Origin of the sequence: Kluyvera sichuanensis (genome assembly GCF_014218705.1) — a bacterium.
Classification (GTDB): domain Bacteria; phylum Pseudomonadota; class Gammaproteobacteria; order Enterobacterales; family Enterobacteriaceae; genus Kluyvera; species Kluyvera sichuanensis.
Window position 1 is genome coordinate 108,899 of the sequence record NZ_JABBJF010000001.1, and the last position, 12,406, is coordinate 121,304.

Sequence of the window (12,406 nt, forward strand, 5' to 3'; positions counted from 1 at the left end):
GTTAGGCAAACTTCTCTTTTCAAATATCTCATTGAGCTCAAAAGATTAAATTAATCTCCATGTAATATTCGTAAAACCTCTGGATTTTTGCTTAAAATTTACTTAGGATTTATCTCAACGATGATTAGTTGTAACAATTGATTGGTGTGAAAATGATAAGTAATATCGATTGTGAGAGGGCAGTAATGGTGTCAGAAAATAACGGTTCTCGTGTGAAACGCAAAGCCTGGCTGAGCGTATTCCTCGGCTCTGCGCTGTTCTGGGTAGCGGTAGCGCTGCTGGTCTGGAAAATCTGGGGCTAACCGTGCTTACGTCTGAACGCGTCAAGCCGGTGAAGCCCTCCGCTCCGGTAGAAAAAAAACCGCAAGATGACAAAAATAGTAAGGTCAATATTCCTGATGAATGGAATCTGACCCGCGACCAAAAAGAGTTTATCGATCTCTTCAATCAGGATGAGAATAAGAAACAATAACTTTATGGTTATTTTTTACTTTCATTTTCACGCCGCCAAACGAAATAAATCCTTTCCCTGCTATTAATTCCATCCGGATGTTATTCTTAATAACCCATTGATTGAATTTATCAATCTGAGCCCTTTTCCGGCGTTATCCACTGAATGTGTTATCTTTTAAATACACGTCATCCTTCGAGTTGCCTCTGCGTTGGCTGCGTTCATTCACCTCAGTCACGTACTTGTGTACGCTCCTGAGGATTCATTCGCTTGCCGCCTTGATGCAACTCGAATGATTTAGTGTAAGGACCATGAGGAGTGTCAGAGTACTGCAATTCCCGCCATTTAAGGAGGAGCTATGTCGTCAACACTACGAGAGACCTGCAAGGATACACTACAGGTCGATAATAAAACCTACCGTTACTACAGCCTGCCGCTGGCTGCTAAGACCCTGGGTGACATCACCCGCCTGCCAAAATCACTCAAAGTTCTCCTGGAAAACCTGCTCCGTTGGCAGGATGGCGATTCGGTCACCGCTGAAGATATTCAGGCGCTGGCAGGGTGGCTTAAACAGGCCCATGCCGATCGTGAAATTGCCTATCGTCCCGCCCGCGTCCTGATGCAGGACTTTACCGGCGTGCCGGCGGTGGTCGATCTCGCCGCCATGCGCGAAGCGGTAAAACGCCTCGGCGGGGATACCCGCAAAGTGAACCCGCTGTCGCCCGTTGACCTGGTCATTGACCACTCGGTCACGGTGGACCGTTTTGGCGATGACGAGGCGTTTGATGAGAACGTGCGCCTGGAGATGTCTCGCAACCACGAACGCTACACTTTTTTACGCTGGGGGCAGCAGGCTTTCAGTCAGTTCCGCGTCGTGCCGCCGGGCACCGGGATCTGCCACCAGGTAAACCTGGAATATCTGGGGCGCGCAGTGTGGAGCGAGCAGCAGGGCGATGAATGGGTTGCCTATCCCGATACCCTGGTCGGGACTGATTCGCATACGACGATGATTAACGGCCTTGGCGTACTGGGCTGGGGCGTGGGCGGTATTGAGGCGGAAGCCGCGATGCTGGGGCAGCCGGTATCCATGCTCATTCCTGACGTAGTCGGCTTTAAGCTCAGCGGCAAGCTACGCGAAGGGATCACCGCCACCGACCTGGTGCTGACGGTCACGCAGATGCTGCGTAAGCTTGGCGTGGTGGGTAAATTTGTCGAGTTCTACGGTGACGGGCTGGATTCTCTGCCGCTGGCCGACCGAGCCACGATTGCCAACATGGCGCCGGAATACGGCGCAACCTGCGGCTTCTTCCCGATTGATGACATTACCCTGTCGTATATGCGCCTCAGCGGACGCAGCGACGAGCAGGTAGCGCTGGTTGAAGCCTATGCGAAAGCGCAGGGGATGTGGCGACGCAAGGGTGATGAACCGGTCTTCAGCCAGACGCTGGCATTGGATATGAACGACGTTGAAGCCAGCCTCGCCGGGCCGAAACGCCCGCAGGATCGCGTCGCGCTGGCTCAGGTGCCGCAGGCGTTTAACGCCACGACCGAACTGGCGGTAAACCAGGGTTCAACGGGGAAAAACGCCGTTGACTTTACGCTTAACGGCGAAACGCATGCGCTTCCTGAAGGCGCGGTAGTGATTGCCGCGATTACCTCCTGTACCAACACCTCGAACCCTAGCGTGCTAATGGCCGCTGGCCTGCTGGCGAAAAAAGCCGTCGCGCTGGGCTTGCAGCCAAAAGCGTGGGTTAAAGCCTCGCTGGCGCCAGGGTCGAAGGTAGTCTCTGACTATCTGGCCCATGCGGGTCTTACGCCTTATCTTGACCAGCTTGGTTTTAACCTCGTCGGCTATGGCTGTACCACCTGTATCGGTAACTCCGGCCCGCTGCCGGATCCGATTGAGAATGCCATCAAGCAGGGCGATTTGACGGTTGGCGCGGTGCTTTCCGGTAACCGTAACTTTGAGGGCCGTATTCACCCACTGGTGAAAACCAACTGGCTGGCCTCGCCTCCGCTGGTGGTGGCCTACGCGCTGGCCGGGAATATGCGGGTGGATCTGACCCACGACCCGCTGGGGCAGGACAGCAAGGGGAACCCGGTCTACCTGAAAGATATCTGGCCGACCAGCGCCGAGATAGCCGAAGCGGTGCAGCAGGTCTCTACCGGGATGTTCCACAAAGAATATGCGGCGGTCTTTGCCGGAACGCCGGAGTGGCAGGCGATCGACATTCCTGCTTCCGACACCTATGAATGGCAGGATGATTCCACCTATATCCGACTGTCGCCGTTCTTTGATGAAATGGGGGTGACGCCCGATCCGGTACAGGATATCCACGGCGCACGCGTGCTGGCGATGCTGGGAGACTCCGTCACCACCGACCATATCTCGCCGGCAGGCAGTATCAAGGCCGACAGCCCAGCAGGCCGCTACCTGCAGGACAACGGCGTTGCCAGCCGCGATTTCAACTCCTACGGTTCCCGCCGCGGTAACCATCTGGTGATGATGCGCGGCACCTTTGCCAATATTCGTATTCGCAATGAAATGGTACCCGGCGTGGAAGGGGGCATGACGCGCCTGCTACCGGGCGATAAGGTGATGTCGATTTACGATGCCGCGATGGCCTATCAGCAGCAGGGTACGCCGCTGGCGGTGATTGCCGGGAAAGAGTACGGCTCAGGCTCCAGCCGCGACTGGGCGGCAAAAGGTCCGCGCCTGCTGGGTGTCAGGGTGGTGATCGCCGAATCGTTCGAACGTATTCACCGATCGAACCTGATTGGCATGGGCATTTTGCCGCTGGAGTTCCCGCAGGGGGAAGATCGTAAAACGCTGAAGCTAACCGGTGAAGAGCAGATCGATATCGCTGGGCTGCAGCAGTTGAAGCCGGGGGCGACCATTCCGGTGCTGATCACCCGGCCGGACGGGCAGCAGCAGACGCTGGCGTGTCGCTGCCGTATTGATACGGCGACGGAGCTAACCTACTACCAGAACGATGGCATCCTGCACTACGTTATTCGTAACATGCTGGGATAAAAAAAGGGGCCGATTTCTGGCCCCAAAACGGACGATGGCAATAACAGAAGCAAAAGAAAATGAGAGCGGCACGTTGAACAGAAACCCGCCTCTCACACCCATCCGGTGTGAGAGGTTTTCTGCTTATTTAAAGGTGTAGACCACCCCCATACGCAGACGGAACTGACGTTCGGTAGAGCGGGATGAGCGGCCAATGTCGCCAAAGGTGACGTACGGCTTCCACTCTTTTTTATCCCCGAGGGTGTAGTCGAACTGCCACTCCTGCTCGTAGTCATAATGCTGGTTCCCCCACAGAATCTCATCGCCATGCTTATAGATAAATTTGTAGGTCGTGGAGAAACGGTCGAGAGTGTAGCGCAGATAAAGGTCGCCACGGTTTACGGTACGGTGTTTATTGGTGCTACAGGATTTATCCCCGTTATATCCGCAGTCGGGATCGTTGGCATAATCGGTCATTTCAAAACGGTACATCCCGCCGACCGCCCAATTTTCATTAAACGTGTACCATGGCACAAAGCCAAATTTCCATTCCGTTCTTTCATTGTTGAATTCTGGCTGAATTAATGGCGCAATTTTGAAATTACCGAAGGTAAATGATTTCGATAGTGTTAATTCCACAGCGTTAATCACCGGGTCGTTATACCATTTATCCTGTGGGTCATCACCACCGGTTTTGTATTTGGTCTCAATCGCAAAATTATAATTGTCCGGCAGCGCTGCAGACATGTTCAGCTTGTCGTAGTGGGTACGATCGCGAACGCGATACTCATGTCGGTAATCAAGGCTGAGTGAGCGGATCGGAGAGGTATATTCTTCAGCCAGCACAACGTTGCTGGTTAATAAAACGCAACCTGCTATAAGGTATTTACCGGATAACATAACAATTCTTCCCTCATTATTATTTGAATAATGCATTACACAATGCACTCGGTTTATCCTGCGTGAGCCTGTCGATGTATTAATCGCCACTACTGGCAAGCTTTCGCTAAATGAACGCACGTAGTTAAGCATCCGCTGCGACGTTAAAACCTTTATAAAATCACCAACTATTTTGATTTTTTGTCGGGAAAGCTAAGAAATATATTTATCGTGTTAAGAATGTGAGCATGCCTGAAATTATTCATGATAACGCTGAAACCTTTGTTATTGCGTCATCCGGTAACGGGCTTTGTCATTATTTCAAAGGTTATTGCCGATACGCCCCGGCATGCTGTGAGCTGATCCTGTCAGCTAAGACTGACGGGAGAATTTGCATCCTGAGATGCCTTTGAACCGACCCGACAACTCCTGACATTGAGGACACTATGGCAAAGGGTGATGTCACTCCACTGACGTTTACATCTGAAATTGACCCCGTCACGCACGCTCGCGTGGTCCGGCTAACCCCGCGGGATCGTATTTTTCACCGCAACTACTTCTATCAGAAGTGCTTCCTGCAGGGGGGCACGCAGCTGCTGATTGGCGGCGTCGATGATGGCAACTGGAACTACTGGCTGCTGGATCTGCAACAGCATACCCTGCGTCAACTGACGGAAGGGCCGGGTGACAACAGCTTTGACGGCTTTATCACCGAAGATGACCGCGCCCTGATCTTTATGCGCCACAACCGCCATATTGTCAGGGTTGAGTTGGATACCCTACGCGAAGAGGTGCTCTACGAGCTGCCCGCGCAGTGGGTCAGCACCAGCGCCTGGGCACCGGACAGTACTGGCAGCAAGATGATCGGCATGTCGCTGTCAGCGGATACCTGGATCCCGCTGAACGACTGGAACGATTTCCAGCGGCAATATCACCTGAACCCGACCACCCGCTGCGAGGTTATCGATCTTGCCAGCGGGCATTCGGAGGTGCTGTTTGAAGAGCCGCGCTGGCTGGGCCACCCTGGCTTTCGTCCGAATGACACCAATACCATCATGTACTGCCATGAAGGGCCGCATGACCTGATTCGCAACCGCATCTGGCTGTACGATCGCCAGACCGGCCTTTCGGCGCCGGTAAGCCAGCCGGAAGTGGAAACCTTCACCCATGAATTCTGGGTGCCTGACGGTTCACGCATCGTTTTCGTCTCGCTGAATAAAGAGACGCATCAACGCCATATCTGCCAGACGCTGGCCGGCAGCGCACAGAGCGAGAAGGTGATGGAAATGCCTGCCTGTTCGCACCTGATGAGTAATTACGACGGCTCGCTACTGGTCGGCGACGGCTGCGGCACGCCGGTTGATTTAACCGATGAGGGCGGCTACACGGCGTTAACCGATCCGTGGCTCTACCTGTTTGAGCCAGGCCAAAAGCAAACACGCAAAATTACCCGTCACGACACCTCCTGGCGCGTGATTGACGGGCAGTGCCAGGCGAGCCACCCGCATCCCTCTTTTAGCCCGGATTTAAGCCACGTGCTCTACACCTCTGACCGCGACGGCCTGCCTGCCGTCTATCTGGCAGAGATTGCCCCTTTACTGAAAGGAAGCTCGAAATGAAAAAGATTGCCTTCTCGTTAATGCTCGCCTGTAGCGGCCTGCTGTGTACGGCCCCGGCGTTTGCGGACGACAGCGACACGGTGACGCTGCGTGTGGCCTGGTGGGGAGCGAACTCCCGTCACCAGAACACCCTGAAAACCATTCGCGCCTTTGAGCAGGCGCATCCGAATATCAAGGTGAAAGCGGAGTACACCGGTTGGGATGGCTTTGTGTCACGTCTTTCCACGCAGATTGCCGGGAAGAATGAACCCGATGTGATGCAGCTCGACTGGAGCTGGATTCAGGTGTTCTCACGCTCGGGCAACGGCTTTTACGACCTTAACCAACTGAGCAAAGAGGTGGGGCTGGATAACTACGCGGGCAAGCTTGGCACCGTCACCGTCAATGGCAAAGTGCAGGGGCTGCCGGTGTCGCTGGTGGCTCCCATTCTTTACTACAACACGGAAACCTGGAAGAAAGCCGGACTGGCTTACCCAAAAACCTGGGATGAACTCTTCGCCGCCGGACAGGTGTTTAAAGAGAAGCTCGGCGATAACTACTACCCGGCGATCGTCACTACCTCAATGGAGCTAATCAACTCGTGGATGGTGCAGAAGTACAACCAGCCGATGCTCAATGAAAAAGGCGAGTTCACCTACAGCGAAGCCCAGTGGCTGGAATTTGTACAGATCTACCAGAAACTGGTCGCCGAGCATGTTCTGCCAAGCCAGAAGTACATCCAATCTTTTGGCAAAGCGCAGCCGTTTGAGATGAAACCGTGGATCAATGGCGAATTTGGCGGCTCGAACCTGATGAGCTCGGCGGTCGCCAAATATGAAGACACCCTGACGCCGCCGGCGAAGCTGGAAGTCGGGCCCTATCCGCTGCTGCCGGGCGCTAAAGATGCGGGGTTGTTTATTAAACCATCGATGATCTTTGCTATCAGCCGTAACACGCAACACCCGAAAGAGGCGGCCATGCTGCTTGATTTTATGGTCAACCAGCCGGAAGGCGTGCAGCTAATGGGGCTGGAACGCGGCTTCCCGGTCAGTAAAGCGGCGGCGGACTTCGTGGTGAAAACCGATATGGCGCAGCCGAACGACCCGGTGATCACCGGGCTGAAGCTGGTGGAAAGCATGCCGTCGGACAACGTCTACGTCTCGCCATACTTCAAAAACCCGGAGATCGAACAGTACTGGCTGGATCTCACCCAGCGGATCGACTACGGCAAAATCAGCGCTGAAGATGCAGCAAAAGAGTTTGAACGCACGGCGAAACGCGCGCTGCGTAAACATGCACCGACGAAGTAAGGGGAGTTCATGGAGAGGAAACAACTGCAGTTTAGCGTCGATGAAACGGTGCTGATGACCGAAAAACTGATCGATGCGCTGGTGAATATTCGCGACGAAAACGGCGCATTTCTGATGACGCTGGCCGATGGGCGCGTGGTTGACACCAAAGGGTGGGGCGGCTGGGAATGGACCCACGGTGTGGGGCTATACGGGCTCTGGCAGTACTGGCAGCAAACCCGCGACCCGCGATGGCTGGCGATTATCGAACAGTGGTTTACGGATCGTTTCCGTGAAGGCACGCCAACCAAAAACGTCAACACCATGGCGCCAATGCTGACCCTGGCCTCAGTGTATGAAGAGAACGGCTACACCCCGTGGAAGCGCTATATCGAATGCTGGGCTAACTGGGTGATGTACGAGATGCCGCGCACCGAGCTGGGCGGGTTGCAGCATATGACCTTTAACTATGCGCACCATCAGCAGCTATGGGACGACACGCTGATGATGAGCGTGATGCCGCTGGCGAAAGCGGGCCTGGTGCTGAATCGCCCGGAATGGGTTGAAGAGGCCAAACGGCAGTTCCTGCTGCATTCGCAGTATCTGTGCGATGCGCCTACGGGGCTGTGGTACCACGGCTGGAATTTCGAAGGCCGACATCACTATGCCAAAGCGCTGTGGGGGCGCGGTAATAGCTGGGTGACGGTGGCGATCCCTGACTTTATTGAGATGCTTGACCTCCCGCAGGGCGACCCAGTGCGCGAGTTCCTGTTAGGGCAGCTTTCGCGTCAGGTAGCCGCGCTGGCGGAGCGTCAGGATAAAGAGAGCGGGCTGTGGCATACGTTGCTGGACGATCCTACCTCCTACCTGGAATCTTCCGCCTCAGCAGGTTTTGCCTACGGCATTCTGAAGGCGGTTCGTAAGCGTTATATCGATAAACGCTTCCTGGCGACCGGGGTGGCGGCGGCGGAAGGGGTCATGCGCCAGATTACGCCGCAGGGCGAGTTGGCAAACGTCTCTTTCGGCACCGGAATGGGCAAAGATCTCGACTACTACCGCAATATCGAACGCACCTCCATGCCGTATGGACAGGCGATGGCGATGCTGGCGTTGATCGAGTATCAGAATCTGTTTATCTAAGCCGCAACGGCTCCTGGTCTCAGGACTGGAGAGCCGTACGGTGGTTTATCAGCGGAAACAGCCCGTACTTGCGTACCGTGCGCGGCGGCATGCCGAAAAAGAGTTTGAAGCGATGGGAGAAGTAGTTGCTGTCGTTAAAACCGCACAGGTAGGCGATATCGGTAATGGACTGTTCCGAAGTGACCAACAGATTCATCGCATGGCATAAGCGGACGTGGGTGATGTAATCGTTGGGCGTCAGGGCGGTAATAGATTGCACTTTTCGCTCCAGCATGCGCTTTTGAATATTAAATTTCTGTGCCAGATAATCAATGCTTAATTGATCGTTTGCATAATTGTGATGCAAATAATTCAGCAAATAGATAATTGAATCTTCCTTGGCGCAGCGATGAGAGGTTTGACTCACGTGACCACGTTGTAAAAATACGGCGAGTTGCGTAAATAACGTTTCCAGCATAATGGAGCGCCAGGCTAAATCTTTGTTTAATTCTTCATTTAATAGGTTGGTATAAAATGCACTATGTACGATGGTTTGATGGGTAGCCATAAATTGTTTATTTGGCGCGAAGTCAGCTAGCAGCGTCAGCAGCGTCTCGGTGAGAAAATCCGGATGAATGAGGATATTGAGCAGTGACAGTTTTTCAACTTTCTCAAAATAATGCTCTTCATTCGGCGAGACGATAAATACCGAACCACAGCTGATAGGCCACGAGATCCCGTCAATGACGTGCATCCCACTGCCGGATGAGACGCAAACCATTTCATAAAAGTCATGGGCGTGCAGTGGACAGACATCCTGGTCAGCGATGTGCTTAATCATCAGTGATGCATTTTCAGGAAAATAGGTGGAATGACGACGCAATGCCATAGCAATAGCCTTCAGAAGAAAGATTATTTTTCGACTATAGGTTTTAATCTTTAAAAAATGAAATGTTTTTTCATTATTCTGCTGGAGTTCACAGCTAAAATTAATCAGGCAATATTAAATGTGATAAAGATCACTATGCAAACCGTTAACGCGGGTCGTTGTGCAAGATATCTTTATTATATTAGAGGAATCTATGAACGAGAATAAGTTATTAGGGCTGGCATGGATCTCACCGTACATAATAGGGCTAGTGGTGTTTACCGCTTTTCCCTTTATTTCGTCTTTTTTATTGAGTTTTACCCAGTACGATTTAATGAGTCCACCGGAATTTAACGGCATTGAAAACTATCGCTACATGCTGACGGAAGATCCACTCTTCTGGAAATCCATGGCGGTGACCTTTGTCTACGTGTTCCTGACCATTCCCGTCAAACTGGCGTTCGCGCTGGGCATTGCCTTCGTGCTTAATTTCAAACTGCGGGGCATCGGTTTCTTTCGCACCGCGTACTACATCCCGTCGATTCTTGGCAGCTCGGTAGCTATTGCGGTCTTATGGCGAGCGCTGTTCGCCATCGACGGCCTGTTCAACAGCATGCTGGGGGCGATCGGCGTAGATCCGATCAACTGGCTGGGTGAACCCTCGCTGGCGCTGATTTCCGTTACGCTGCTGCGCGTCTGGCAGTTTGGTTCGGCGATGGTCATCTTCCTGGCGGCGCTGCAAAACGTCCCGCAGTCGCAGTATGAAGCCGCGATGATCGACGGCGCGTCGAAATGGCAGATGTTCCTCAAGGTGACGGTGCCGCTGATTACGCCGGTAATCTTCTTTAACTTTATTATGCAGACCAGTGGTACCTTCCAGGAATTTACCGGCCCGTATGTGATTACCGGCGGGGGCCCGACCTACTATACCTACCTGTTCTCGCTCTATATCTACGATACCGCGTTTAAATATTTCGATATGGGCTACGGCGCTGCGCTGGCGTGGGTCCTGTTCCTGGTGGTGGCTGCCTTTGCGGCCGTGGCCTTCAAATCATCGAAATACTGGGTCTTCTACTCCGCCGATAAGGGAGGCAAAAATGGCTGATCTGCAAACCATGTCTGCTACCGAGCAGGAGGCCGCACGTGAAGTGGCCCGCACGCTGCGCCACGAAAAAGTGAGTCGGTCGCTGCGTTATACCATTCTGCTGGTGGTCGGGCTGATGATGCTCTATCCGTTGGCGTGGATGTTCTCGGCATCGTTTAAACCGAACCACGAAATTTTCACTACCCTGAACCTCTGGCCGGTTCATGCTACCTGGGATGGGTTTATCAACGGCTGGAAAACGGGGACGGAATACGACTTCGGTCACTATATGATTAACACCTTCAAATATGTGATTCCGAAGGTGATTCTGACCATTGTCTCTTCTACCATCGTGGCCTACGGCTTTGCCCGCTTCGAGATCCCATGGAAGAAATTCTGGTTTGCCACGTTGATTGCCACCATGCTGTTGCCGAGCACGGTGCTGCTGATCCCGCAGTACCTGATGTTCCGCGAAATGGGCATGCTCAACAGCTATCTGCCGCTGTATCTGCCGACGGCGTTTGCCACACAAGGGTTCTTCGTTTTTATGCTGATTCAGTTCCTGCGCGGCGTACCGCGTGACATGGAAGAAGCGGCGCAGATTGACGGCTGCAGCTCCTGGCAGGTGCTGTGGTACGTGGTGGTGCCCATCCTTAAACCGGCGATTATCTCGGTGGCGCTGTTTCAGTTTATGTGGTCGATGAACGACTTTATCGGCCCGCTGATTTACGTCTACAGCGTGGATAAATATCCGATTGCACTGGCGCTGAAAATGTCCATCGACGTGACCGAAGGCGCACCGTGGAACGAAATTCTGGCGATGGCGAGCATCTCGATTCTGCCGTCAATCATTGTCTTCTTCCTGGCGCAGCGCTACTTCGTCCAGGGTGTCTCCAGCAGCGGAATTAAAGGTTAAGAGGGAACTATCATGGCTGAAGTGATTTTCAATAAACTGGAAAAGGTCTACTCCAACGGCTTCAAAGCGGTACATGGTATCGACCTTAAGATTGCGGAAGGGGAGTTTATGGTGATTGTCGGCCCGTCCGGCTGCGCCAAATCGACTACTTTACGCATGCTGGCGGGGCTGGAAACCATTAGCGGTGGGGAAGTGCGCATTGGCGAGAAGATTGTCAACAACCTGCCGCCGAAAGAGCGTGGGATTGCGATGGTGTTCCAGAACTATGCGCTTTATCCGCACATGACGGTGCGCGAGAACCTGGCGTTTGGCCTGAAGCTGAGCAAGCTGCCGAAAGAGCAGATTGCCGCACAGGTGAATGAAGCAGCGAAAATTCTTGAACTGGAGGATTTGCTTGACCGCCTCCTGCGTCAGCTTTCCGGCGGCCAGGCGCAGCGCGTGGCGGTAGGCCGCGCGATTGTGAAAAAGCCGGACGTGTTCCTGTTCGATGAACCGCTGTCGAACCTTGATGCCAAACTGCGCGCGTCAATGCGTATTCGTATTTCCGATCTGCATAAATCGCTCAAACGCTCCGGTAAACCGGCGACCACCGTTTACGTCACCCACGACCAGACCGAAGCGATGACCATGGGTGACCGTATCTGCGTGATGAAACTCGGCCATATTATGCAAGTCGATACGCCGGATAATCTCTACCACTATCCGCAAAATATGTTCGTGGCCGGGTTTATCGGCGCGCCGGAGATGAACATCAAACCGGCCAGTATTGTGCGGAAAGATGACGGTCTGCACATCACCGTCGGCCATGACACGCTACCGCTTAACGCGCAGCAGCAGGAGAAGGTGGCGCACTACGTCGATAAAGCGGTCTGCTTTGGGATTCGCCCCGAGTACGTTCACGTCTCAACGCAGCCGTTTGCTGAAGGCGGTGGTCGGGGTACGCTGATTCGCGTTGAGAATATGGGCCACGAGTTCTTTCTCTACCTGCAGGTGGGGGATTTTGAACTGACGGCGCGGATGCCTTCCGATCAGGTGAAGTCGATTCTGGATGCCGGTCTGAATAGCCAGGTATGGTTCCGCTTTGAGATGGCGAAATGCCATATTTTTGATGCCGAGAGCGAGCTGAATATTTCACTTTAAGAGAGGGAATAAAGAGGTCGCCGTTTAGTGATAAACGGCGACTATGACC

11 protein-coding genes are annotated in these 12,406 nt (G+C 53.4%); 9 read left to right on the forward strand and 2 right to left on the reverse strand.

Annotated elements, in window-relative coordinates; translation table 11 throughout:
• Positions 1-185 precede the first annotated feature (185 nt).
• From HII27_RS00525 to acnA, 3 genes are all read left to right on the forward strand, one after another.
• Complete coding sequence (locus HII27_RS00525; RefSeq protein ID WP_220440560.1) at positions 186-302, forward strand: YmiA family putative membrane protein; 117 nt, start codon at positions 186-188, stop codon at positions 300-302.
• Positions 303-304: 2 nt separating this feature from the next.
• Positions 305-472: a hypothetical protein gene (locus tag HII27_RS00530; protein ID WP_185666034.1), complete on the forward strand. Its 168-nt coding sequence runs from the start codon at positions 305-307 to the stop codon at positions 470-472.
• A 337-nt stretch (positions 473-809) separates the two neighbouring features.
• Positions 810-3,485, forward strand: coding sequence for an aconitate hydratase AcnA (acnA, locus tag HII27_RS00535; protein WP_185666035.1), 2,676 nt, complete (start codon positions 810-812; stop codon positions 3,483-3,485).
• A gap of 123 nt (positions 3,486-3,608) precedes the next feature.
• On the opposite strand, the gene HII27_RS00540 is transcribed toward acnA, so the two are convergent.
• Positions 3,609-4,364, reverse strand: a complete 756-nt coding sequence (locus HII27_RS00540; RefSeq protein ID WP_185666036.1) for an oligogalacturonate-specific porin KdgM family protein — start codon at positions 4,362-4,364, stop codon at positions 3,609-3,611.
• A 425-nt stretch (positions 4,365-4,789) separates the two neighbouring features.
• Between HII27_RS00540 and HII27_RS00545 the strand changes: the two genes are divergently transcribed.
• From HII27_RS00545 to bglB, 3 genes are read left to right on the forward strand one after another with little or no spacing between them, the layout of a single operon-like run.
• Positions 4,790-5,962: an oligogalacturonate lyase family protein gene (locus HII27_RS00545; RefSeq protein ID WP_185666037.1), complete on the forward strand. Its 1,173-nt coding sequence runs from the start codon at positions 4,790-4,792 to the stop codon at positions 5,960-5,962.
• On the forward strand, positions 5,959-7,251 hold the full coding sequence (locus HII27_RS00550; RefSeq protein ID WP_185666038.1) for an ABC transporter substrate-binding protein: 1,293 nt from the start codon (positions 5,959-5,961) through the stop codon (positions 7,249-7,251). The genes HII27_RS00545 and HII27_RS00550 overlap by 4 nt, the downstream gene beginning before the upstream one ends.
• Positions 7,252-7,260: 9 nt before the next feature.
• The gene (bglB, locus tag HII27_RS00555) at positions 7,261-8,370 is read left to right on the forward strand and encodes a beta-galactosidase BglB (protein WP_185666039.1); all 1,110 of its coding nucleotides are present in this window, start codon (positions 7,261-7,263) and stop codon (positions 8,368-8,370) included.
• Positions 8,371-8,389: 19 nt separating this feature from the next.
• Here bglB and HII27_RS00560 read toward each other — a convergent pair whose 3' ends face one another.
• Positions 8,390-9,238 (reverse strand): helix-turn-helix domain-containing protein, encoded by an 849-nt coding sequence (locus HII27_RS00560; protein ID WP_185666040.1) that lies wholly within the window; start codon positions 9,236-9,238, stop codon positions 8,390-8,392.
• Positions 9,239-9,431: 193 nt separating this feature from the next.
• Here HII27_RS00560 and HII27_RS00565 point away from each other — a divergent pair, with 193 nt between their 5' ends.
• From HII27_RS00565 to HII27_RS00575, 3 genes are read left to right on the forward strand one after another with little or no spacing between them, the layout of a single operon-like run.
• Entirely contained in the window at positions 9,432-10,322 is an 891-nt protein-coding gene (locus HII27_RS00565) for a carbohydrate ABC transporter permease (protein ID WP_035892909.1), read from the forward strand.
• The gene (locus HII27_RS00570; protein ID WP_185666041.1) at positions 10,315-11,217 is read left to right on the forward strand and encodes a carbohydrate ABC transporter permease; all 903 of its coding nucleotides are present in this window, start codon (positions 10,315-10,317) and stop codon (positions 11,215-11,217) included. The genes HII27_RS00565 and HII27_RS00570 overlap by 8 nt, the downstream gene beginning before the upstream one ends.
• A 12-nt stretch (positions 11,218-11,229) precedes the next feature.
• The gene (locus HII27_RS00575; RefSeq protein ID WP_185666042.1) at positions 11,230-12,357 is read left to right on the forward strand and encodes an ABC transporter ATP-binding protein; all 1,128 of its coding nucleotides are present in this window, start codon (positions 11,230-11,232) and stop codon (positions 12,355-12,357) included.
• The last annotated feature ends 49 nt before the right edge of the window (positions 12,358-12,406 follow it).

Excerpts from the sequence above, each read along its gene's own strand:
- HII27_RS00525 (WP_220440560.1), top strand. The coding sequence starts at position 186 with ATGGTGTCAGAAAATAACGGTTCTCGTGTGAAACGCAAAGCCTGGCTG.
- acnA (WP_185666035.1), top strand. The coding sequence starts at position 810 with ATGTCGTCAACACTACGAGAGACCTGCAAGGATACACTACAGGTCGAT.
- HII27_RS00540 (WP_185666036.1), bottom strand. The coding sequence starts at position 4,364 with ATGTTATCCGGTAAATACCTTATAGCAGGTTGCGTTTTATTAACCAGC.
- HII27_RS00545 (WP_185666037.1), top strand. The coding sequence starts at position 4,790 with ATGGCAAAGGGTGATGTCACTCCACTGACGTTTACATCTGAAATTGAC.
- HII27_RS00550 (WP_185666038.1), top strand. The coding sequence starts at position 5,959 with ATGAAAAAGATTGCCTTCTCGTTAATGCTCGCCTGTAGCGGCCTGCTG.
- bglB (WP_185666039.1), top strand. The coding sequence starts at position 7,261 with ATGGAGAGGAAACAACTGCAGTTTAGCGTCGATGAAACGGTGCTGATG.
- HII27_RS00560 (WP_185666040.1), bottom strand. The coding sequence starts at position 9,238 with ATGGCATTGCGTCGTCATTCCACCTATTTTCCTGAAAATGCATCACTG.
- HII27_RS00565 (WP_035892909.1), top strand. The coding sequence starts at position 9,432 with ATGAACGAGAATAAGTTATTAGGGCTGGCATGGATCTCACCGTACATA.
- HII27_RS00570 (WP_185666041.1), top strand. The coding sequence starts at position 10,315 with ATGGCTGATCTGCAAACCATGTCTGCTACCGAGCAGGAGGCCGCACGT.
- HII27_RS00575 (WP_185666042.1), top strand. The coding sequence starts at position 11,230 with ATGGCTGAAGTGATTTTCAATAAACTGGAAAAGGTCTACTCCAACGGC.